This window comes from Streptomyces sulfonofaciens, assembly GCF_014656295.1.
Lineage (GTDB): Bacteria > Actinomycetota > Actinomycetes > Streptomycetales > Streptomycetaceae > Streptomyces > Streptomyces sulfonofaciens.
In genome coordinates, this window is record NZ_BNCD01000009.1 from 126,492 (window position 1) to 149,137 (window position 22,646).

At 71.5% G+C, this 22,646-nt stretch carries 18 protein-coding genes; 7 read left to right on the forward strand and 11 right to left on the reverse strand.

Annotated features, from left to right (window positions below):
- Positions 1-131 precede the first annotated feature (131 nt).
- Positions 132-2,888 carry a phosphoenolpyruvate carboxylase gene (gene ppc, locus IE313_RS16650; protein WP_373317005.1) on the reverse strand — a complete coding sequence of 919 codons (2,757 nt, stop codon included), beginning with the start codon at positions 2,886-2,888 and terminating at the stop codon, positions 132-134.
- Between the two features lie 332 nt (positions 2,889-3,220).
- Between ppc and IE313_RS16655 the strand changes: the two genes are divergently transcribed.
- From IE313_RS16655 to IE313_RS16665, 3 genes are all read left to right on the forward strand, one after another.
- A complete protein-coding gene (locus IE313_RS16655) occupies positions 3,221-4,225 on the forward strand; it encodes an acyl-CoA desaturase (protein ID WP_189932865.1) in 1,005 nt (334 codons plus the stop codon).
- A complete protein-coding gene (locus IE313_RS16660) occupies positions 4,222-4,896 on the forward strand; it encodes a TetR/AcrR family transcriptional regulator (protein WP_189932867.1) in 675 nt (224 codons plus the stop codon). Before IE313_RS16655 ends, IE313_RS16660 begins: the two co-directional genes overlap by 4 nt.
- 399 nt (positions 4,897-5,295) lie before the next feature.
- Positions 5,296-5,898: a Uma2 family endonuclease gene (locus tag IE313_RS16665; protein WP_189933124.1), complete on the forward strand. Its 603-nt coding sequence runs from the start codon at positions 5,296-5,298 to the stop codon at positions 5,896-5,898.
- Here the strand turns inward: IE313_RS16665 and IE313_RS16670 are convergent.
- Together IE313_RS16670 and IE313_RS16675 are read right to left on the reverse strand one after the other, a co-directional pair.
- Positions 5,885-6,253 carry a VOC family protein gene (locus IE313_RS16670; protein WP_189932869.1) on the reverse strand — a complete coding sequence of 123 codons (369 nt, stop codon included), beginning with the start codon at positions 6,251-6,253 and terminating at the stop codon, positions 5,885-5,887. The genes IE313_RS16665 and IE313_RS16670 overlap by 14 nt on opposite strands.
- Positions 6,253-7,161 carry a trans-aconitate 2-methyltransferase gene (locus tag IE313_RS16675; RefSeq protein ID WP_189932871.1) on the reverse strand — a complete coding sequence of 303 codons (909 nt, stop codon included), beginning with the start codon at positions 7,159-7,161 and terminating at the stop codon, positions 6,253-6,255. Before IE313_RS16675 ends, IE313_RS16670 begins: the two co-directional genes overlap by 1 nt.
- Positions 7,162-7,397: 236 nt before the next feature.
- Between IE313_RS16675 and IE313_RS16680 the strand changes: the two genes are divergently transcribed.
- Positions 7,398-7,895, forward strand: coding sequence for a MarR family winged helix-turn-helix transcriptional regulator (locus IE313_RS16680; protein ID WP_189932873.1), 498 nt, complete (start codon positions 7,398-7,400; stop codon positions 7,893-7,895).
- A gap of 308 nt (positions 7,896-8,203) precedes the next feature.
- Here IE313_RS16680 and IE313_RS16685 read toward each other — a convergent pair whose 3' ends face one another.
- Entirely contained in the window at positions 8,204-9,007 is an 804-nt protein-coding gene (locus IE313_RS16685; protein WP_189932874.1) for a response regulator transcription factor, read from the reverse strand.
- Between the two features lie 326 nt (positions 9,008-9,333).
- Here IE313_RS16685 and IE313_RS16690 point away from each other — a divergent pair, with 326 nt between their 5' ends.
- Positions 9,334-9,795, forward strand: coding sequence for a GNAT family N-acetyltransferase (locus IE313_RS16690; RefSeq protein ID WP_189932876.1), 462 nt, complete (start codon positions 9,334-9,336; stop codon positions 9,793-9,795).
- 73 nt (positions 9,796-9,868) lie between these two features.
- On the opposite strand, the gene galK is transcribed toward IE313_RS16690, so the two are convergent.
- From galK to galT, 3 genes are all read right to left on the reverse strand, one after another.
- Positions 9,869-11,059 carry a galactokinase gene (galK, locus tag IE313_RS16695; protein ID WP_189932878.1) on the reverse strand — a complete coding sequence of 397 codons (1,191 nt, stop codon included), beginning with the start codon at positions 11,057-11,059 and terminating at the stop codon, positions 9,869-9,871.
- A gap of 87 nt (positions 11,060-11,146) precedes the next feature.
- Complete coding sequence (gene galE, locus IE313_RS16700; RefSeq protein ID WP_189932880.1) at positions 11,147-12,145, reverse strand: UDP-glucose 4-epimerase GalE; 999 nt, start codon at positions 12,143-12,145, stop codon at positions 11,147-11,149.
- Positions 12,142-13,257: a galactose-1-phosphate uridylyltransferase gene (galT, locus tag IE313_RS16705; protein WP_189932882.1), complete on the reverse strand. Its 1,116-nt coding sequence runs from the start codon at positions 13,255-13,257 to the stop codon at positions 12,142-12,144. The genes galE and galT overlap by 4 nt, the downstream gene beginning before the upstream one ends.
- A gap of 262 nt (positions 13,258-13,519) precedes the next feature.
- Between galT and IE313_RS16710 the strand changes: the two genes are divergently transcribed.
- Both IE313_RS16710 and IE313_RS16715 read left to right on the forward strand, forming a co-directional pair.
- Positions 13,520-15,190 carry a sodium:solute symporter family protein gene (locus IE313_RS16710; protein ID WP_189932884.1) on the forward strand — a complete coding sequence of 557 codons (1,671 nt, stop codon included), beginning with the start codon at positions 13,520-13,522 and terminating at the stop codon, positions 15,188-15,190.
- 21 nt (positions 15,191-15,211) lie between these two features.
- On the forward strand, positions 15,212-15,547 hold the full coding sequence (locus IE313_RS16715; RefSeq protein ID WP_189932886.1) for a hypothetical protein: 336 nt from the start codon (positions 15,212-15,214) through the stop codon (positions 15,545-15,547).
- 152 nt (positions 15,548-15,699) lie between these two features.
- On the opposite strand, the gene IE313_RS16720 is transcribed toward IE313_RS16715, so the two are convergent.
- From IE313_RS16720 to IE313_RS16735, 4 genes are all read right to left on the reverse strand, one after another.
- Complete coding sequence (locus IE313_RS16720; RefSeq protein ID WP_189932888.1) at positions 15,700-16,383, reverse strand: response regulator transcription factor; 684 nt, start codon at positions 16,381-16,383, stop codon at positions 15,700-15,702.
- 355 nt (positions 16,384-16,738) lie between these two features.
- Positions 16,739-18,586, reverse strand: a complete 1,848-nt coding sequence (locus tag IE313_RS16725) for an outer membrane protein assembly factor BamB family protein (protein WP_189932890.1) — start codon at positions 18,584-18,586, stop codon at positions 16,739-16,741.
- A 50-nt stretch (positions 18,587-18,636) separates the two neighbouring features.
- On the reverse strand, positions 18,637-20,517 hold the full coding sequence (locus IE313_RS16730) for an outer membrane protein assembly factor BamB family protein (RefSeq protein ID WP_189932892.1): 1,881 nt from the start codon (positions 20,515-20,517) through the stop codon (positions 18,637-18,639).
- Positions 20,518-20,766: 249 nt separating this feature from the next.
- Positions 20,767-22,578 carry an ABC-F family ATP-binding cassette domain-containing protein gene (locus tag IE313_RS16735; RefSeq protein ID WP_189932894.1) on the reverse strand — a complete coding sequence of 604 codons (1,812 nt, stop codon included), beginning with the start codon at positions 22,576-22,578 and terminating at the stop codon, positions 20,767-20,769.
- Positions 22,579-22,646: the final 68 nt, after the last annotated feature.

The following is a 22,646-nucleotide window of genomic DNA, read 5'->3' on the forward strand; positions in this document are numbered from 1 at the left end:
GCGAGGTCCCCGCGGGGCCGGCCCCTGCTGTCTTCGAGGATGCCGGGACGGCGGCGGATTGTCCTTGACGCCGAGTGCACGGTTCGTTGTCGATCCGTGCACTCGGCGCCCCGGGCCGGTACGGGCGGCCGTCAGCCGGTGTTCCGCAGGCCCGCCGCGACGCCGTTGACGGTGAGCAGCAGGGCGCGGCCGAGCAGCGGGTCCGCCTCCTCGCCGCGGGCCGCCGCGGCACGCTGGCGGGCGAGCAGGGAGACCTGGAGGTAGGAGATGGGGTCCAGGTACGCGTCCCGGATGGCGAAGGTCTGCTGGAGGACCGGCTGGGTGTCCAGCAGCTTCTCCCCGCCGGTGATCTTCAGGACCTCGGCGACCGTCAGCTCGTGCTCCGCCTCGATGGTCTCGAAGACGTGCCGGAGGTCCTCGGGGACGAGGGTCTCGACGTAGTGCCTGGCGATGCGCAGGTCCGTCTTGGCGAGCGTCATCTCGACGTTGGAGACGAAGTTGCGGAAGAAGTGCCACTGCTCCTGCATCTCGTCGAGGACCGGGTCGAGCCCGGCCTCGCGGAGCGCCTTGAGGCCGGAGCCGACGCCGAACCAGCCGGGCACGATCTGCCGCGACTGGGTCCAGCCGAACACCCAGGGGATGGCGCGCAGCCCGTCCAGCCCGGCGCCGGAGTCCGGCCGCCGCGAAGGACGGGAGCCGAGGTGCAGGTCGGCGAGCTGGTCCACGGGCGTGGCGGCGAAGAAGTACGCCGGCAGGTCCGGGTCCTCGACGAGACGGCGGTAGGCGGCGTGGGCGGCGTCGGAGACCACGTCCATGGCGGCGTCCCAGCGGGACAGGGCCTCCACCGACTGGCGGGGGGCCGTGTGCAGGGCCGACGCCTGGAGCGTGGCGGCGACGGTCAGCTCCAGGTTCTCCCTGGCGAGCGAGGGCACGAGGTACTTGTCGGAGATCACCTCGCCCTGCTCGGTGACCTTGATCTCGCCTTCCAGCGTGCCCCAGGGCTGCGCGAGGATGGCGTCGTGGGACGGGCCGCCGCCCCGTCCGACCGTGCCGCCGCGGCCGTGGAAGAGCCTGAGCCGCACCCCGTAGCGGTGCGCGACGTCGCGCAGCCGGCGCTGGGCCCGGTGGATCTCCCACTGGCTGGTGGTGATGCCGCCGAACTTGGAGGAGTCCGAGTAGCCGAGCATGACCTCCTGGACGTCGCCGCGCAGCGCGACCAGGCGCCGGTAGGACGGGTCGGCCAGCATCTCGTCGAGGATGACGTCGGCGGCGCGCAGCTCGTCGGTGGTCTCCAGCAGCGGCACGATGCCGATCTTGGCCCAGCCCGCGTGCAGGTCGAGGAGGCCGGCCTCGCGCGCGAGCACGGCGGCGGCGAAGACGTCGTCGGCGCCCTGGCACATGGAGATGATGTAGGACTCGATCACCTCGGGCCCGAAGACGTCGAGGGCGCGCCTTACGGTGTGGAACACCCCGAGGGTCTTCTCACCCGCCGCGTCGAGCGGTGCGGGCGTCGGAGCCAGCGGGCGGCGGGAGCGCAGCTCCTTCGCGAGCAGCTTGCTGCGGTACTCGCGCGGCATGTCCGCGTACCGCCAGGACTCCTCGCCGAGCCGGTCGAAGAGCTGGCCGAGGGCGTGGTGGTGGGCGTCGGCGTGCTCGCGTACGTCCATGGTGGCGAGCTGGAGGCCGAACGCGGCGAGGGTGCGGATGATGCGGTTCATCCGGCCGTCGGCGAAGAGGCCGCCGCGGTGCTCGCGCAGGGAGGTCTGGATCAGCGTGAGGTCGTGCAGCAGCTCCGCGGTGCCGAGGTAGTCGCGGCCCGCCTGGTGCGGGGTGCCCTTGGCCAGGCGCTGCTTGGTGTTGACGAGCTTCTGCCGGATGCAGGTGGCCTTCAGGCGGTAGGGCTCCTCCGCGTTGAGGCGCTTGTAGCGGGGGCTGATCTCGGGGAGCAGGTCGAGGTCGGCGTGCAGGGAGGCGCGCAGCTCCTCGGTGGCCCCCGCGTAGCGGATGGAGTTGGACAGGAAGCCGCGGAGCTCGTCGACGAGTTCCAGCGCGTCGTTGATGCCGTGCTCGTGCTGGAGGATCAGCACGTCCCAGGTGACGTCGGGGGTGACGTTCGGGTTGCCGTCGCGGTCGCCGCCGATCCAGGTGCCGAAGGTGATCGGCCGGGTCTCGTCGGGGAGCTGGACGCCGACGCGCTCCAGCTCCGCGGTGAGGTCCTCCAGGACGTCCCCTACGGCGCCGGCGTGCAGCTCGTCCAGGTAGTAGATGGCGTTGCGGGCCTCGTCGGCGGGCTCGGGGCGCACCACGCGCAGCTCGTCGGTCTGCCAGATGAGGTCGATGTTCTCCGCGAGGCGGGTGTCGTTGCGCCGGCGGTCGGCCTCGATGACCGGCGTCTCCAGCAGCTCCGCGATACGGCGGAGCTTGTTGAGGACGGAGCGGCGTGCGGCCTCCGTGGGGTGGGCGGTGAAGACGGGGCGCACATTGAGGTTGGAGACCGTCTCGCGCAGGTGCAGGGCGTCGGCGTCCTTGAGCCGGTCGGCGGTGCGGGCCAACTGGCCGCCCTCCGCCGCACGGCGGGCGCGCAGTTCGCGGCCGCGGTGCACCTGCTCGGTGACGTTCGCAAGGTGGAAGTAGGTGGAGAAGGCGCGCACCAGCTTGGCCGCGGTCATCAGATCGGTCTCGCCGAGCAGCCGGGCGGCGGCCTCCCCGTCCTCGCGGGTGAGGCGGCGGACCCGCTCGACGAGTTCCAGGAGTTCTGGGCCCTCCTGCCGTACGAGGGTCTCGCCCAGCAGATCACCCAGGCGGCGGATGTCGGCGCGCAGTCCGGCACCGGTGGCGCCGGCGGCCTGCGTGGTGGCCCGGTGGCCGTGGTCGTCTGCACTGCTCACAGGTGCGGCTCCTTGCAGTGGTGAGGCACGTCTCACGTCTGGGAGGGTCCCGGTCCCTACTGGGTATGCACTCTTCCCTACCGGGTCTACCTTGCTGATTCCCGGCAGGCGTCCGGCTGATCCACGGCTTGTGCCCCGCGGGCCCGGGAAGAAACAGAGCGGACCACGCTGTCCGACCGAGTCCAGGATAGGCGGCTCGGGCCCGGCGCGGCCGTCCGGCCTCTTGCTGCCGGACAACGCGCTGACATACTTACGATGCCGTAGGTTACGGAACCGTAGTATTCCGGCCCGGGCAACACCTGCCATCACCCTCGACCCCCCAGGGAATGCCCATGAGCACAAGCCCCGATGTGATCGAAGAAGCCTCACCAGCGCCGTCCGCCACTCCCCTTGCTTCCGCCACACTGGGCGGTGAGCAGAAGCGTTCGATCGAACAGATCACGCTGCTGCTCTTCATCACCGTCCCCTTTCTCGCCCTGGTCGCGGCCGTGCCGCTGGTCTGGGGCTGGGGGGTGAGCTGGCTCGACCTGGGCCTGCTGATCTTCTTCTACTTCCTGGGCTGCCACGGGATCACGATCGGCTTCCACCGCTACTTCACGCACGGGTCGTTCAAGGCACGGCGTCCGCTGCGGATCGCGCTGGCCATCGCGGGTTCGATGGCCGTGGAGGGTCCGCTGGTCCGCTGGGTGGCGGACCACCGCAAGCACCACAGGTTCTCGGACGCGGAGGGCGACCCGCACTCGCCGTGGCGGTTCGGCGAGACGGTGCCCGCACTGATGAAGGGCCTGTGGTGGGCGCACATCGGCTGGATGTTCGACGAGGAGCAGACACCGCAGGACAAGTACGCGCCCGACCTGATCAGTGACCCGGCGATCCGCGCGGTCTCCCGGCAGTTCGTGCTCTGGACCGTGACGTCGCTGCTGCTTCCGCCGCTGGTGGGCGGCCTGGTGACGATGTCGTGGTGGGGAGCGTTCACGGCGTTCTTCTGGGGCTCGCTGGTGCGGGTGGCGCTGCTGCACCACGTCACCTGGTCGATCAACTCGATCTGCCACGCGGTGGGCAAGCGGCCCTTCAAGTCGCGCGACCGGTCCGGGAACGTCTGGTGGCTCGCGGTGCTGTCCTGCGGCGAGTCCTGGCACAACCTGCACCACGCCGACCCGACCTCGGCACGGCACGGTGTGATGCGCGGCCAGATCGACTCCTCGGCGCGCATCATCCGCTGGTTCGAGCAGTTGGGCTGGGCCCACGACGTCCGCTGGCCGTCGCAGTCGCGGATCGACTCCCGCCGCAAGGCGAGCGACTCCCGGGGCGCTGAGCGGGCCGCCGACGCGGCATGATGGAGGATGTGGCGACCGACCCCAGCACACCCGGCAGCGAGAAACCGCGGCGGGCCCGCCGCACCCGGATGACCGGCGCTGAGCGCCGTCAGCAGTTGCTGGTGATCGGTCGCACCCTTTTCGCGGCGCGGGGGTTCGAGGGCACATCGGTCGAGGAGATCGCGGCGAAGGCCGGGGTCTCCAAGCCGGTGGTCTACGAGCACTTCGGCGGCAAGGAGGGGCTGTACGCCGTCGTGGTGGACCGCGAGATGCGGCGGCTGCTGGACATGGTGACCAGCTCGCTGACCGCGGGCCACCCGCGCGAGCTCTGCGAGCAGGCGGCGTTCGCGCTGCTCGACTACATCGAGGAGCACACGGACGGGTTCCGCATCCTGGTGCGCGACTCCCCCATCCCGCAGTCCACGGGCAGCTTCGCCTCGCTGATCTCGGACATCGCCACCCAGGTCGAGGACATCCTCGGCCGGGAGTTCAAGAGCCGCGGCTTCGACCCCAAGCTGGCCCCGCTGTACGCACAGGCCCTGGTCGGCATGGTCGCGCTGACCGGCCAGTGGTGGCTGGACGTCCGCCGCCCCAGGAAGGCCGAGGTCGCCGCCCACCTGGTGAACCTGGCCTGGCACGGCCTGGACGGCATCGAACAGAAACCGCGGCTGATCGGCCACCGGAAGGCATAGCTTCCGGCGGCACGGCCCCGGGGCGGCACGGCCCCGGGGCGGCACGGTCCCAGGGCGGCCGGGTTCTCGTCGGCGGACTCCCGGCCCGGCATGCTCCCGGCCCGGCATGCTCCCGGCCCGGCATGCTCCCGGCCCGGCATGCTCCCGGCCCGGCATGCTCCCGGACCAGCGGGCTCTGGAACCAGCGGGCTCCTTGGGCACGGGTGGACGTATCGGCTCGCGGTGGCGCGGCCGGGCTCGCGGGGCAGCTTGTGCGCCGTGGTGTGCACCGCCCACCACGGACGGATCTCGAACACCGTCGCTCAACCCCGCCCTTGATCACCTTTTGCGGTGACAGTGGTGGATTCCGCCCGATACCGTGGAGGCCGCAGGCTCAGAATCCCGTCCATGGGAGGAACCATGACCGCCGAGCCGCTCACCGAGCACGGCTACCGCTTGCCGATGCCGCCCCTGGACGGATTCACCGTGGACGACCTGTTCGCGCTCCCCGGGCTCCCGCCGCACACCGAAATGATCGACGGGAGCTTCGTCCTCGTGAGCCCGCAGCGGTTCTTCCACAGCCTCATGATCGATCTTCTGGTGGCCGGACTGCGCCGCACGGTCCCCCGGCACCTCAGGGTCAGCCGCGAGATGACCGTCGTCCTGGACCGGCGCAACGCACCCGAACCGGATGTCAGCATCATCCGGGCAGAGGCCGGCGCCGGCCTGGACCGAACCCGTTTCGAGGCGTCCGATGTCGTGCTGGCCGCCGAGGTCGTCACACCCGACTCCGAGGCGCGTGACCGCGACACCAAGCCCCGCAAGTACGCTGCCGCGGGCATCCGGTACTTCTGGCTCGTCGAGATGACCGAGGGCAACGAACGGCCCGTGGTGCACACCTACGAGCTCGATCCGGTGACGAAGAGCTACACACCGACCGGAATCCACCGCGCCCAGCTCACGCTTGAAGCGCCCTTCGACATCGACATCGACATCTCCCTGGACGCGCTCAAGGCCCTGTGACCGGCTCCAGGAACTCCAGCCGGTTGCCCACCGGGTCCTGCGCGTAGAAGCGCCGGCAACCAGGCAGGTTCCCCTCCCGGACGGCCGGGGTCCCGTGGGCGGCGAGGCGGGCCGCGTAGGACGTGATGCCGTGCACCCGCAGTCCCGGGTGGGCCTTCCTCGCGGGGCGGAAGTCCGCCTCCACCCCCACGTGCAGGCGGACGTACCCCGCCTGGAACCAGCAGCCGCCGCGCGCCGCGAGCACCGGCGGCTTGGGCACCTCGGTCATCCCGAGGACCCGCACGTAGAAGGCGCGCAGCGCGTCCTCGGAACCGGGCGGCGCGGCGAGCTGGACGTGGTCGATGGCCACCAGCATCACCGACCGCCCTCCCCCGCCGCACCCGCCCCGCCGACCGCGTCCGCCCCACCGGCCGGCGCGCCGTCGCCCCGGGCCGCTCGACGCCCCGGCTTGACCGCCACCGCGAAGATCCGCCGGAACGGGAGGACCGTGCCGTACGGGGTCCGCGGGTAGGCGGTGCGCAGCAGGTCGCGGTACTCGGTGAGGAACGCCCCGGCCGCCTCGTCGTCGTCGGCGAGGGCGGCGAGGACGGGCCGCAGGCCGGTGCCCTTGACCCAGTCGAGCACCGGGTCCTGTCCGGGCAGGACGTGCAGGTAGGTCGTCTCCCAGACATCGGCGTCCGCGCCGAGCGCCAGGAGCCGGTCCAGATAGCCGGCGGGCTCCAGTACCGCGTCGGCGTGCCGCAGCACCCCGCCGAGCCGGTCCTCCCACCGCTTCGACTCCGCCAGCTCCCGCATCAGCACATGACTGGGCGCGTCGAAGTTGCCGGGCACCTGGAAGGCGAACACACCGCCGGGCGCAAGGCCGTCGAACCAGGCCCGGAAGGAGTCCGCGTGGCCCGGTACCCACTGGAGCGTGGCATTGCTGACGATCAGGCCGGGCGCGCCCTCGGGCACCCAGGTCCGGGCGTCCGCCTCGGCGAACTCGATCCGGCCGCCGCCGGGCGTGGCACCCGCGTGGTCGCGGCGTGCCTGCGCCAGCATCCGGGCGGAGTTGTCCAGGCCGGTGACGAGGGCGGTGGGCCAGCGCTCGGCGAGCAGCCGGGTGGCGTTGCCGGGCCCGCAGCCCAGGTCGACGATCACCGGCTGCCGACCGGTCGCGGGCGGTTCGGGGACACGGGCGAGCAGATCGGCGAAGGGGCGGGCACGGTGGCCCGCGTGGCGCAGGTACTGGCCGGGGTCCCAGGTGGGTGTGGCGCTGGGCATCGGGTGCTGCCTCCTTGCGGACGGACGCGGATCACGGACCCGGATGCCCGGGCGGGATGCACGGGCCCGGGCGAGGGGATGCACGGGCCCCGGTGCCGTGGATCGGTTGCCGTGGACCGGCCCGGGGCAACCCTGAGTTGCGGGCAACCGGTGTCCGGGTTCCCGCCGCCATCCTCACAGGCATATATCTTGACGTCAAGAGACTTCACATCGAGGGATCGATTAGACTGATCTCCATGGAGGACGAGGTCGATCGGCTGGTTGCTGCGTGGCGCCGGGAGCGCCCGGACCTCGATGTGGAGCCGCTCGAAGTGCTCAGCCGGGTGAGCAGGCTCGCCCGGCACCTCGACCGCGCCCGGCGGCTGGCCTTCTCGGAGCACGGCCTGGAGCCCTGGGAGTTCGACGTGCTCACGTCGCTGCGCCGGGCCGGCGCCCCCTACCAGCTCTCGCCGGGTCAGCTCCTCACCCAGACGCTGGTCACCTCGGGCACCATGACCAACCGTATCGACCGGCTCGCCAAGAAGGGCCTCGTCGAGCGGCTGCCGGACCCGAGCGACCGGCGCGGCGTGCTGGTCCGGCTGACCGGGGACGGCCGGGACCGCGCGGACGAGTCGCTGGCCGGGCTGCTGGAGCAGGAGCGCGCCCTGCTCGCCGAGCTGTCCCGTGCCCAGCGCAGCGAACTGGCCGCGCTGCTACGGCAGTTGACCGCTCCCTTCGACAACCTTCCCGGTTGAGGGCCGCCCCGTGCAGGGCGCGGGGGCCTGGACAGACGGCGAAGGGCGGACCGTCACGTCACCACCGGCATGCCGGCGGCGGTGCCGGCGACATGAAGACACTGCTTTGGCGGCCTTCGACCACCGGCGCGCAGGTGGTTGCCCGCACATCTGCCGCGCTCCCTTTCAGGACGCCCGCACCGAGGAAGCGGCCACCCGGGCAAGCCACCCACCGCGTAGGCCGTCCAGCCGGGGAACCCGCCCGCGGGGGAAGCCGCCCACCGCGTGAGCACGCCTGCCGGCGGAAGGCCCCACCGGGAGCCGTCCGCTCAGGACGCCTCCTCCAGGTCCGCCGGGCCGACGCCCGCGCGCCGGGCCAGGGCGACCGCGGCGAGGGTGGAGTGCACGCCCAGCTTGCCGAGGACGTTCTGCATATGGGTACGGACGGTGTGCGGGGAGAGGTAGAGCCGCTCGGCGACGGCCTTCCTGCCGAGTCCGGCGACCATGCAGCGCAGCACCTCGCGCTCCCTGGGGGTCAGCGACTCCACCAGGCGCTCGCTCTCCGTACGGTGCTTGCGGGCCGCGGTCAGCTCGCGCAGCACGCCGGTGAGCAGCGCGGGCGGCAGATGGGTCTCGTCGCGCAGCACGCCCCGCACGACCGTCAGCAGCCGCGAGAGCGAGCAGTCCTTGGCGACCCAGCCGCAGGCCCCGGCCGCCAGGGCGAGGGCCGCGCGGTGCGGGTCGTCCTTCTCCGCGAGCACCACGGTGCGCACCGAGGGCTGGGCCGAACGCACGCCCGCCACCAGAGATATGCCGTCCACAAGCTGGTCCGCACTGCCGTCCGGCACGGCCACAGCTCGGCGGGCGCCGCCCGGTACGGATCCGGCAGGACCGCCGGGGCCGCCCGGGGCCGCACCGGCCGCGGCGCCCAGCGCGGTGTGACCGAGATCGGCGTCGACGAGCAGGACGTCGAACGGGCGGCCCATGGCAGCGGCCCGCTCCAGGCAGCGCAGGGCCATCCGGCCGCTGCCGGCCGGTGTGACGTCGACGTCGGGCTCCGCGGCGAGGGCCGCTGCCAACGACTCGGCGAAGATACGGTGGTCGTCGACGACCAGGACTCGGATGCGAACCACGTCAAACCCCCACAGGTCGGGGGACGGTCGGTGCGGGCACGGCGCCCGGAGTGCTGTGTCCGGAACCCTCACGGGCCCGGGGCAGGGTCGCCGCAGCCGCACGACCGCCGCCGTGCTGGACTGCTACCCCCACTCCGGGCGTCGTACCCGACTTCTCTCGCCCCCTGATCAACACCGGCCCCCACCGGTGCTGTATCTCAGAGTAAGGCCGACCGGCCGTAGCGGAAGGTGATTTGCAGAACTCGTCGAACCAGTCGGCGCACCGGGGGGCGGTACGGTCCGCCGCGGATGCGGCGGTGTACTGCCGGGAGATTATCGTGAGTCATATGTTTCGAATGGAGACCGAGACCAGCAAGGTCGACCGACCGCGCCGCGATCTGCTGCGGGCCCGGCTGCGGGAGACCAACACAGCCGCGTCACCGGCCATCAGGGCGCTGCGCGGCACCGCGGAGGAGCGCGAAGTGCCGCTCCAGATCTGGATGTTCACCGGGGAGGGCGACGAGGAGAAACTGGTCGCGGGGCTCGACGCGCACACCTGGGCACGCTGGCTGCACATCAACCTGCTCTGGGTCGACGCCCCCCACCGCGCCGCCGGCCTCGGCTCCAGGCTGCTCCTGGAGGCCGAGCGCGCGGCCCGCGAGGACCGCGACTGCCTCGACTCCCGGGTGTGGACCTGGGATTTCCAGGCCCCGGGTTTCTATAAGAAATACGGATACGACGTGGTATGCGAAATTCCCGACTACCCACCGGGAATTACGGAGTACACCATGACGAAACGCCTCGCCTGAAGCCTTCCGGAGCCCGGGAAAAGCGCGGCGGGGCGGCCGAATGGGCCGAATCGGGCCCCTGGGCCGGGCGCTCTCAGACGATCCGGTGCGCCCCTTGCGACGGTATGGCGGAGAACACCCGCGGTGCGGTGAAGCCGGCCGCGGCGAAGGCGTCGAGGACCGCCGCGCGGACCGCCCCGGCGTCGGCGTCCCGCACCAGCACCACCGCGGAGCCGCCGAAGCCGCCGCCCGTCATCCGCGCGCCGAGCGCACCCGCCGCGTTAGCGCTCTCGACCACCAGGTCGAGTTCCTCGCAGGAGATCCGCAGAGCGTCGCGCAGCGAGGCGTGGCCCTCGGTGAGCAGCGGCCCGATGGCGGGCACCTCGCCCGCGTCGAGCAGCGCGATGACCTGCTCCACCCGGTGGTCGTCGGCGACCACGTGCCCGACGTAGCGGCGCACCCGGTCGTCCGGCGCCTCGCCCCGCCGCTCGCGCTCGGCCAGCCGTTCCAGCGCGTCGGGCAGCTCCGCGTAGCGGATGTCCCGCAGGTGCGAGACCCCGAGCGCCCGAGCGCCCTCCTCGCACCCCGCGCGCCGCTCCGCATACGCTCCGTCGCCCAGGACGTGTTTGACGCGGGTGTCCACGACCAGCAGGTCGAGGCCCTGCGCGGCCAGGTCGAACGGGACCTGGCGGGTCGACAGGTCCCGGCAGTCCAGGTGCAGGGCGTGGCCCGCGGTGCAGCAGGCCGACGCCATCTGGTCCATCACCCCGCACGGCACCCCGACGAAGTCGTTCTCGGCGCGCTGGGCGAGCCTGGCCAGCTCGGGGCCGGTCAGGCCGAGTCCGAACAGGTCGTTCAGGGCGAGGGCCGTGACCACTTCGAGCGCGGCCGACGAGGAGAGTCCGGCCCCGGTCGGCACCGTCGACGACAGGTGCAGATCGGCTCCGGTGACGGCGTGCCCGGCCGTGCGCAGCGCCCAGACGACACCCGCCGGATAGGTGGCCCAGCCGGTGTCGGCGCGCGGCGCGAGCGCGTCGACGCGCAGCTCGGTCACCGGTGTGCCGGTGTCCGCGGAGTGCACCCGCAGCACGCCGTCGGCGCGCGGCGAGACGGCCGCCACGGCGGTGTGCGGGAGCGCGAGCGGCAGCACGAAGCCCTCGTTGAAGTCCGTGTACTCGCCGATCAGGTTGACCCGGCCGGGTGCGGCCCAGACGCCGTCCGGCACGGCCCCGTACAGCTCCTGAAAACCCTTGGCCACGGTCTCGGCCGTCTCGGCGGTCGTCACGGCTGCTCCTTCGCTGCTGGCGGCTGGCTGGACACTGCGCGCGCCGCCCGGCGCGGGCCGGGCGGCGCGGGGGAGGGGGCGGAGCGGTTACGGGGCGGCGGGGCCGCCGGCCCCGGCGGCGGACTCCTCCGCCATCTGCTGCGCGAACGCCCAGGCGTCGGCCACGATCCCGGCGAGGTCCGGGCGCGAGGGGCGCCAGCCGAGCCGGGTGCGGGCGGCCTCGGCGGAGGCGACGAGCACCGCGGGGTCGCCGCCGCGGCGCGGCGCGGCCACCTCGGGGACGGGGTGTCCTGTGACCCGGCGGACTGTCTCGATGACCTCGCGGACGGAGAAGCCGTTGCCGTTGCCGAGGTTGCAGATCAGGTGCTCGCCCGGGGTGGCGGCGTCCAGGGCGAGCAGGTGGGCCTCGGCGAGGTCGGCGACGTGGATGTAGTCGCGGATGCAGGTGCCGTCCGGGGTCGGGTAGTCGTCGCCGTAGACGGAGACGGCCTCGCGGCGGCCCTGGGCGACCTGGAGGACCAGCGGGATGAGGTGCGACTCCGGGTCGTGCCGCTCGCCCTGGTCGCCGTACGCGCCCGCGACGTTGAAGTAGCGCAGCGAGACCGCACCGAGGCCGTGCGCCGCGGCCTCGCCGCTGATCATGTGGTCGACGGCGAGCTTGCTGGCACCGTACGGGCTGGTGGGCGCGGTGGGGTCGGACTCGGTGATGGGCGTGTGCACCGGTTCGCCGTAGGTGGCGGCGGTGGAGGAGAAGACGAGGGTGCGCACGCCGGCGTCGCGCATCGCGGCGAGCAGGGACATGGTGCCGCCGACGTTGTTCTCCCAGTACTTCTCGGGCTTCTGGACGGACTCGCCGACCTGTGAGAAGGCGGCGAAGTGGAGCACGGCGTCGTAGCCGGGGTCCACCCATGCGGCGGCGTCCTGGACACGGCCCTCGATGAAGTGCGCGCCCTTCGGCACCGCGCGGCGAAAGCCCGTGGAGAGGTCGTCGAGGACCGTCACCCGGTGTCCGGCCCGCAGCAGGTGCGCCGCGACGACGCTGCCCACGTAGCCCGCACCGCCGGTGACCAGATACGTCCCACTCATCTACTCGCTACCTCTCGCAGTCGCTCGGCCGCGGCCTCCGGCGGCACGTCGTTGATGAACACACTCATGCCGGACTCGGAACCCGCGAGGAACTTCAGCTTGCCGGAAGTGCGGCGGATGGTGAAAAGCTCTAGGTGGAGGGCGAAGTCGTGGCGTTCGACGCCATGTCCTTCGAGAGCGCCGAACGGGGCCTGGTGCCAGGCGGAGACGTAGGGGGTGGGCGGGGTGCGCCCCTCGGCCGCCTCCCCGGCGCCCCGGGACGGGCTCCCGCCCGGGGCGCCCTCCTGGTCGAATATCCGGTCGAAGCGCCTGAGCAGTTCCAGGTAGACGCCGGGGAACTCCGCGCGTGCCGCGTCGTCGAGCGCCGTCAGGTCGGGCACCCGCCGCTTGGGGTAGAGGTGCAGTTCGTAGGGCCAGTGGGCGGCGTGCGGGACGAACGCGGTCCACTGCGAGGTGTCCAGCACGATCCTGCGGCCGTCCGCGAGCTCGTCGGCCACCACGTCGTCGAAGAGGTTGCCGCCGGTGCGCTCGCGGTGGGCGGCGAGCGAGCGCAGCATCAGGGCGGTGCGCGGGGTGACGAAGGGATAGGCGTAGATCTGGCCGTGCGGATGGCCGAGGGTGACGCCGATCTCCTCCCCCCTGTTCTCGAAGCAGAACACCTGCCGCACGGCGGGCAGCCGGGCCAGCTCGGCGGTGCGGTCGCTCCACGCGGCAAGGACGAGGGCCGCCTGCTCCTCGGTGAGGCCGGCGAAGGACGTGTCGTGGTCCTGGGTGAAGCAGACCACCTCGCAGCGGCCCGAGTCGCCGGAGAGGGACGGGAAGCGGTTCTCGAAGACCGCGACGTCGTAGGAGGAGTCCGGGATCTCGCTCATCCGGCCCCCGCGGGACGGGCAGAGCGGGCACTCGTCGGCGGGCGGGTGGTAGGTGCGGCCCTGGCGGTGCGAGGCGATGGCGACCGAGTCGCCGAGCAGCCGGTCGTGGCGGATCTCGGAGTGCACCAGTCCTGCCGGGTCCAGCGGGCGCCGGTCCACCGCGTCGCGGACGGCGTCGTCGCGCAGGTCGTAGTAGATGAGCTCGCGACCGTCGGCAAGCCGGGTCGAGGTCTTCTTCACGCCGTGCTCCCGCTTTCCACGCCACCCAGCCAACACAAACAAACATAACAAACCACAAACCAACAGGCACGGTCAAGACGACACCCGGGGCGAACCTGGGTGGTTTCTGTGAGGTTCCCCTCGCTCGGCAGGCAGCATTTCAGGGCAAAACAACCAGCTCGATCACAATCAAACAAAGAACATCACAGCAACGGTTCAGTTGTTAAAGCGAAAAGCGTAGGTTCCGGTCCGTTCAGTTCACGCAACGAAGCGGGTACCCCCCATGGACAACCTTGCCGACGGGCTCCGGCTCCCCACGAACGGGCTCGACTACACGATCCTCGCGATCTACTTCGCGGTCGTGCTGGGCATCGGGTTCGCCGCACGGCGCTCGGTGAAGACCAGCCTCGACTTCTTCCTCTCGGGCCGCTCACTGCCCGCCTGGGTCACCGGGCTCGCGTTCGTCGCCGCCAACCTCGGTGCCACCGAGATCCTGGGCATGGCGGCCAACGGCGTGCAGTACGGCGCCTACACGGTGCACTGGTACTGGATCGGCGCCGTCCCCGCCATGGTCTTCCTCGGCCTGGTGATGATGCCGTTCTACTACGGCTCCAAGGTGCGCTCCGTCCCGGAGTTCCTGCTGCACCGCTTCGGACCCTCGTCCCACCTGCTGTCGTCGATCATCTTCGCCGTCTCCTCGGTGCTGATCGCGGGCGTCAACCTCTACGCCATGGCGATCGTGCTCCAGGCTCTGCTGGGCTGGCCGCAGTGGGTGGCGATCGTGGTCGCCGGGTTCTTCGTGCTCGCGTACATCACCATCGGCGGACTCTCCTCGGCGATCTACAACGAGGTGCTGCAGTTCTTCGTGATCCTCGCGGCGCTCATCCCGCTGACGGTCGTCGGCCTCAAGCGGGTCGGCGGCTGGGACGGCATGAGCGACAAGCTCAGCGCGTCGCACGGCGAGAACTTCATGACCGCGTGGGGCGGCACGGGCATCGGCTCCGCCAATCCGCTCGGCGCCAACTGGCTGACCATCGTGCTCGGCCTCGGCTTCGTGATGAGCTTCGGCTACTGGACCACCAACTTCGCCGAGGTGCAGCGCGCGCTGTCCGCCAAGAACCTCTCCGCCGCCAGGCGCACCCCGCTGATCGCAGCGTTCCCGAAGATCCTCATACCCATGGTCGTCGTGGTCCCCGGCCTGATCGCGCTGGTGATGGAGCCGAGCATCGGGCAGCAGGGCAGCGATCTGACCTACAACGACGCGATCCCGGTCCTCATGCGCGACCTGCTGCCCAACGGTGTGCTGGGCATCGCCGTGACCGGGCTGCTGGCCGCGTTCATGGCCGGTATGGCGGCCAACGTGTCCTCGTTCAACACCGTCTTCACCAACGACATATGGGCCGCGTACCTGAAGAAGGGGCAGAGCGACCGGCACTACCTGCTGACCGGGCGCGTGGTCACCGCGGCCGGCGTGCTGATCGGCATGGGCACGGCGTTCATCGCCTCCAGCTTCAGCAACATCATGAACTACCTTCAGACGCTGTTCTCGTTCTTCAACGTCCCGCTGTTCGTGGTGTTCATCATCGGCATGTTCTGGAAGCGGACCACGGCCGCGGCGGGCTTCTGGGGCCTGCTGTCCGGCACGGTCGCCGCGATGGTCAACTACTTCTGGTTCTACAAGCAGGGCGTCATCGGCATCCCCAGCGACCAGGGCGCCAACTTCGTCTCGTCGATCGTCGCCTTCGTGGTCGGTGCCCTCGTGATGGTCGTGGTCTCCTACGCGACGAAGCCCAAGTCGGCCGAGTCGCTGGCCGGCCTGGTGTACGGCACCCGGTCCCCCGGCATGGAGGAGCCGCCCGGCGAGGGCGACGAGGTCTGGTACCGCAGGCCGGCCCTGCTCGGCTGGGGCGCACTGGTCCTCGCAGCCGTCTGCTACCTCCCCTTCTCCCTCTGAGCACGCTAAGGACGACGCAGCATGTCTGACGAGAACCAGAACCGGGCCGGCGACGGGGCCGACGTGCCGGAGGCGGGCTACCAGCAGGAGGTGGCCGACCTGGAGCGGCGCTCCGCGACGGCCGCCCGGCTCTTCGACATCCGGCGGATCATCGGTGGTCTCTTCGTGGTGTACGGGGTGATCGTGACGATCGCCGGGTTCACCGCGTCCGACGCGGACATCAACAAGGCGCAGGACATCAACATCAACCTGTGGACGGGTCTCGGCATGCTCGTCCTCGGGCTGCTGTTCCTGCTCTGGCTGAAGCTGCGCCCCACGGCGCCGCCGCCCCCGCAGGCGTCCGACGGGGAACACTGAGGCCGAACGCCGTTCCCCGGGCCCCTGCGGGGGCGCGGGGAAGCCGGAGCGGCGCGGGGAAGCCGGAGCGGTGCGGGGAAGCCGGAGCGGCGCGGGGAAGCCGGAGCGGTGCGGGGAAGCCGGAGCGGTGCGGGGAAGCCGGAGCGGTGCGGCTACCGGGCACCTCCGGCGTGGTCCGCACGGTCCAGCAGACCCGTGCGGGCCGCGAGGGCGGCGGCCTCCAGACGAGAACCGACGCCCAGCTTCATCAGGACCCGCTGCACATGCGTCCGCGCGGTCGACGGTGCGATCCCCATGCCCGCCGCGATCAGCCGCGTCCCCTCGCCGTCGGCCACCCGCACCAGCACCTCCACCTCGCGCGGCGTCAGCATCCCCAGCAGCCGCTGCCCCTCGTCGTCCGGCTGCGCCACCGGGTTGAGCAGTTCCCCGAACGCTCCCTGGAGCAGTGCGGGCGCCACCGCCGACTCCCCCGCACGGGCCTTGATGATCGCCCGCTCCACCCCCTCGATCCGCTCGTCGTGGCGCACGTAACCGCTGGCCCCCGCGGCGAAGGCGGCGGCGATACCGCGCGGCGAAGGCACGGGGCCGAGCACCACGACCGCGATCTGCGGGCGGTCCTGTTTGATCTTCAGCACCGGGTCGAAGACCCCGGGCCGGTCGGGCGCGGCCGTGCCCAGCAGGCAGACCTCGGGCACCCGGGTGATCACCAGCTCCGCCACGCCCCCGGTGGGCGCCGCGGCAGCGAGCACCCGGTGCCCGCGCAACTTAAGAGCCGAGGCCAGCGCCTCCGCGTGCAGCCGGTGGTCGTCGGCCACCACGATCCGGACCGCCGCCATAGAGCAACCCCCCAGTCCCCCATACCGAAACCGATCCTTCCTGGACCCTCACCCAGTGCCGCAAGGACCTGGGAGGTTTCCCGACCCCCGCCGTTCGTCCCCCGGAAACTACACGCCTGTTCGACATTGCGCTTCCCTTACCGTCGAGATCCCCCGGTGCTCGCCGGAAATCGCCCTGTTCCATACGGCGCAGGTCCGGCCACCGCACGCCGCGCGCACGAACAACCGCACGGCACACGAACAACCACGCAGGAAACCGGCCACCCCTCCCGCCCCCGCGCACGCGAACGGCCCCGCCCGGAAGGGGCGGGGCCGTGTGCCGTGCGAAGAGCGGTCGTACCGCGGCGGGCCGCGGTCAGTCGCTGAAGCCGATCGCCAGGTAGCTCTTCTCGCCCTGGGTGATCGGAGCGCTGGCGAGCTGCCTGGCCAGGAACATCTTGCCGCCGGCGTACAGCAGTTCCGCCCTGTCGGGCACCATGCTGCTGATCGCGTCCAGCACGTTCCGCGACGCCGGGGTCTCCAGCAGCGTGGTCGCCTTCAGCGTCCCGCCGTCCAGCGAGACGATCTGCGCACCCTTGTCGTACGGACCGTCCTTGTAGGCGATGATGTTGGAGCCGTCCATCCGCAGCGGGAAGACCGTGTACCGCTCGCCGGCGTCCGCGCGGTCGCCCGTGGACTTGCCGGTGGCCAGGTCGAACGACACGATCTCGTTGGTGGTGCCGTACTCGCCGCTGCCGTCGTGCTCGTGCGTCGGCACGTACAGCTTGTCGTTGCCCACGACGATGCCGTGGCAGTCGTGGACCTTGTTGACGTCGCAGTCGTGGTCGTACTTGCCGTCCTCCAGCGTGATCTTCGAGCGCAGCTTGCCCGTGGCGTCGTCGAGCGCGAAGACGTCCGTGACGCCCGACGCGGTGATCTCGCCGGAGTCCACACCGAAGACCACGGGCTTGGTGGAGATCACCTTGGCGTTGTCGATGCCGTCGGGGAGCTTGTAGGACCACCTGGGCTTGCCGTCCGGCGCGAGCAGTTGGACGGAGATCTTCGGGTTGTCGTACTCGCCGCAGGTGCGGACCGCCACCAGTTGCTCGCCACCCCGGTAGCCGACGTCATGGCACTGGTCGCCGGCCTGCGGGATCCACTTCGCCTTGCCCGTCCTGAGGTCGAACGCGGCACCGCCGTCCGTGCTGCCGCCGACCGCGACGATGTCGCCGCTGATGCTGACCTCTTCGTAGTCGGGCTTCTGGTCGCCTAGCGTGATCTCCTTGCTCCACAGCTTCTTGCCCGAGGTCAGGTCGATGGCCGAGAGCTTGTTGCAGCGCTGGTAGTCGTCCTTGTTCTTGGGTTCGGCCGGCTGGTAGACCACCGCGGCGACACCGTCGTCGGTGACCTCGGGGGAGCCCGCGCAGGCCTGGCCGTCCAGCGGGATCGTCCAGGACTCCTTGCCGCTTGACGTGTCGTAGCCGACGATCTCGCTGTCGCCCGCCTTGGCGTAGACGCCGCCGTGCAGCCAGGAGCCCTCGACCTTCATCACGTCGTCCTTGGCGACCTCGGGCGAGGGCACCTGGAAGAGGACCCTGGCACGGGTGTTGGCGGGCACCTTCTCCTTGCCGCCGCCCTGCTGCCCGCCGGCCGCGTTCTTGCCGTCCCCGCCCGACGGACCGCCCCCCGACGAGTCGGCCTGGTCCTTCTTGCCGGAGTCGGACGAGGCATACCAGATGCCACCGCCGACGATCAGCGCGATGGCGACGACCGCCGCGATGACGATCGTCGTCCGGGCGTTGGGCTTTCTGCCGCCGGGGACCACGGGCTGGGGCACGGTGGCACCCGGGTACGCGCCGTAGGGCTGCTGGGCCGGGTAGCCGTACTGCTGTCCGCCCGGCGGCACCGCGGGCTGGGCCGCGACGGTGGGCTGCTGGGCGCCGCCGGGCCCCTGCGGATGGCCGTAGCCCGGCGGGACCGCGGGCTGCCCGGGCGGCGGGGGCGTCTGCGGGGGCGGGCCGGGTGGCGGCGGGGGCGGGGACGCCGGGTAGCCGTAGCCGGGGCCGGGCTCGGCGGGCCGACCGTAGGCCGGCGGGACCGGCGGAGTCGGCGGCGGGCCCTGGGGCGGGGCGGGCGGCGGGTTCTGCGGGGCGCCGAAGCCTCCCGGTTGTTCCTGCGGAGCACCGAACCCGCCCTGTGGCGGCTGGCTGGGCGGCTGGGTCATGGCGTGTCAACCTCTGGGAGCGAGCGGATGGTGGAAGGGCGGGGCCGGGTTCAGTTGCCGAAGGCCATCATGAGCTTCTCCTGGGTCTTGTCACTGCCCGTCAGCCGGGTGGTGGAGATGTAGAAGCGCCCGTCCACGTAGTCGATCGCCTTCGAGAAGAAGCCGTTCTCGATCTCCGCGGCGCCCTGCGGGTTCTGCAGCAGCGCCTTCGGCCTGTGGTCGCCGCCGGTCGGGATCGACAGCACGGTGCCGCCCTTGTCGTACGAGGGTTCCTGGTAGGCGATGACCGCGCCGCCCTGGACCTTCATCGGGAGCATGCTGGTGTCCCCGGGCGCCTTGACGCGCCACTTCTCCTTGCCGCTGGCCAGGTTGACGGCGACGATCTCGTTGGCACCGCTCTTCGCCTCGGTGGGGAGGTAGAGGGTGTCGGCGTCGGCCGCGGTGCCCGCGCAGCCCTGGAGGTCGCGGTCGAGGATGGCCCACCCGCACTCAGGCGCGAAGCTCTCGTCGATGTCGACCTGCGAGCGGGTCGCGCTGGAGCCCGCCTTGAGCGTGCTGATGTTCCACTGCTTCTTGTCCTCGTTGGTGAGGTAGAGGACGACGGGGCTGGTGGAGTAGACCCGCGAGAGCTCCCAGCCCTTGGGCAGCTCCTTGGTCCACTTCACCTTGCCGCTGGCCGGGTCGAGCTCCTCGACGCGCTCGTGCGCGCTCTCCTGGCCGGCCGCGCAGGACAGCGCCACGATGATCCGGTCCCCGCCGGTGAAGCCGCCGGGGAAGCAGACCCCGTCGTGCTCCTCCTTCTTGGTCCACAACGCCTTGCCGTCGCTGACCCTGAAGGCGGCGCCGGACTGTGAACGGCCCACGATCAGCGTGTCCTTGACGATGGACAGCTCGATGGTGATCGTGCTGTCGAAGAGCGCGCCCTCCTCGATCTTCTTCGTCCAGCCCTTCTTGCCGGTGTTCAGGTCGATCTCCACCAGTTGGTTGCACTTGGCCGAGTCCGTGGTGCCGCTCTTGTAGGCCACGACCACCTTGTCGCCGTCGCCGGCCTGCCGGGAGGCGGCGCAGATCGCCTGCGGCAGCGTGATGGGCGGGTAGGCCGGCGTTCCGTCGGCGACCTTGTACGCGAGGACCTGCTTGTACGCGGCCTTGACCGCGACCTTGTCGGTGATCCACATGCCGGGCGCGTCCGCCCCGGAGCCCGGCGCGTCCGGCGCCGACTTGTACCAGAGCACCTTGTCCTCGCCGGCCTGGCGGTCGCCGTTGAGGTTGTCCGGGTCGGAGCCGTCCTTGCCGCTGCCGTCGCCGCTGCCGTCGCCGGGGTTGACGGGGGCGGAGGCGCCGGGGTTCTCGGCCGCCCCGCCGCCACCGGCCTCCTTCTTCCCGCCGCCGTCACCGCCGCTGACGGCCCAGACCACGCCACCGGCGACCAGCAGGACGGCCACCGCGGCGCCGATGACGGCCGCGGGCTTGCCCCTGAAGGGCGACCGCCCGCCCCCGCCGCCCGGCGCGCCGGGCCCACCCGGGTACTGCGGCTGCTGCGGATAGCCGTAGCCCGGCCCCGGCTGCCCGTAAGGGCCCGGCTGCACCGGCTGCCCGTAGGGGCCCGTCGGTTGCGGCGGCCCGTAGGGGCCGGACTGCTGCGGGTAGGGTCCTGGCTGGGGCGGCTGTGCGTAGGGGTTGTTGGCCGTGGGCTGCTGGGGCGGCTGTGCGTAGGGGTTGTTGGCCGTGGGCTGCTGCGGGTAGCCGGGGGCCGGGGTCTGCTGCGGGTAGCCGTACCCGGGGCCGCCGGGCGGCGGCGGGGTGCCGGGAGCCGGCGGCGGAGGCATCTGCGGCGGCTGGTCCGGCGGCGGTGGGGGCGCGCCGTGCCCCTGCGGATCCTGTGGAGCTCCGAAACCGCCCTGCGGCGGCTGGTTGGGCGGCTGAGTCACAGCGCTCCCCCTCTTTCACTGATGTCTCGCCTAGCCGAGGCTCGCCGCTCCCCGTAAGGCCCACCCTTCCGGCCGGGGGTCCGGGGGCTCAGCCCCGGATGCGCACAACGCTGATTTTCGGCACGCCTGGTCGCACTCTGTTTGCGTTTCAGGCCGCCTTTCTATCACTACGGCGCGCTAGCACACCTGACCGATCCGTGTCCTGTTCCCAAGGGCGGACCCGGCCGTGATGGCTCTGTTACGCGGTTTTCACGCGTCCTCCGCGAGCAGGAGCCAGCGGTTCTCCAATTCCTCCCGGCGGCCCGCCAGTTCGCGCAGCTCCCCATCCCATTCGGCCACTTTCTCGAAATCGGTGGCGTTGTCGGCGATCATGGTGTGCAGGGCCGTTTCGTTTTCCGCGATCTTGTCCAACTGCCGTTCGATCCGCTGGAGTTCCTTCTTCGCGGCGCGTGCGTCCGCCGCCGAGACGGTGCGCTCCGCCTTCGCGGCGGGCTTCGGGCCGGGCGCGGGCACCACGGCGGTCTCCCGCATCCGCAGCCGCCGCTCCAGGTACTCCTCGATACCGCGCGGCAGCATCCGCAGGGTGCGATCGCCCAGCAGCGCGAACACCCGGTCCGTGGTGCGCTCGACGAAGAACCGGTCGTGGGAGATCACGACCAGGGTGCCCGGCCAGCCGTCGAGCAGGTCCTCAAGCTGGGTCAGGGTCTCGATGTCGAGGTCGTTGGTCGGCTCGTCGAGGAAGAGCACGTTCGGCTCGTCCATCAGCAGCCGCAGCAGTTGCAGCCGGCGCCGCTCGCCGCCGGAGAGGTCGCCTACGGGCGTCCACTGCTTCTCCTTGCCGAAGCCGAACGTCTCGCATAGCTGACCCGCCGTCAGCTCCCGCCCCTTGCCGAGGTCGACGCGCTCGCGCACCTGCTGCACGGCCTCCAGGACCCTGAGTCCCGGGGGCAGCTCCCGCACCTCCTGCGAGAGGAACGCGGCCCGCACGGTCCTGCCGACCACGATCCGCCCACCCGCCGGCTGGACGTCGCCGCCGCTCGCCGCGGCCTCGGTCATGGCCCGCACCAGGGAGGTCTTGCCCGCGCCGTTCACCCCGACCAGGGCGATCCGCTCGCCCGGGCCGAGCTGCCAGGTCAGGTGCTCGATCAGCACCTTGGGACCGGCCTGGACGGTCACGTCCTCCAGGTCGACGACGGTCTTGCCCAGCCGGGAGGAGGCGAACCGCATCAGCTCGCTGCTGTCCCGCGCCGGCGGCACGTCCTTGATCAGCTCGTTGGCGGCCTCGATGCGGAACCTGGGCTTGGACGTCCGCGCGGGCGCGCCGCGCCGCAGCCAGGCCAGCTCCTTGCGTACGAGGTTCTGCCGCTTGGCCTCCTCGCTGGCGGCGATGCGCTCACGCTCGGCCCGCGCGAAGACGTAGTCCGAGTAGCCGCCCTCGTACTCGTGCACGGCGCCGCGCTGCACGTCCCACATCCGGGTGCAGACCTGGTCGAGGAACCACCGGTCGTGGGTGACGCAGACCAGGGCGGAGCGGCGGGCCCGGAGGTGGCCGGCGAGCCAGGCGATGCCCTCCACGTCCAGATGGTTGGTGGGCTCGTCCAGGACGATCAGGTCCTGCTCCGCGATGAGCAGCTTCGCCAGCGCGATCCGGCGCCGCTCGCCGCCGGAGAGCGGGCCGATGACGGTGTCCAGGCCCTGCGGGAAGCCGGGCATCTCCAGGCCGCCGAACAGGCCGGTCAGGACGTCGCGGATCTTGGCGTCGCCGGCCCACTCGTGGTCGGCGAGGTCGCCGATCACCTCGTGGCGCACCGTGGCGGCCGGGTCGAGCGAGTCGTGCTGGGTGAGCACGCCCAGGCGCAGGCCGCCACTGTGCGTGACCCGGCCCGAGTCGGCCTCCTCCAGCCTGGCGAGCATCCGGACGAGGGTGGTCTTGCCGTCGCCGTTGCGCCCGACGACGCCGATCCTGTCCCCCTCCAGGACTCCGAGGGAGACCGAGTCGAGCAGGGCGCGGGTGCCGTAGACCTTGCTCACTGCCTCGACATTGACCAGATTGACGGCCACCGACACTCCTGACGCGACGCTTAGGGATCGATCGATCAGCCTCCCAGCGTACTTGTCACCGCGGGGCC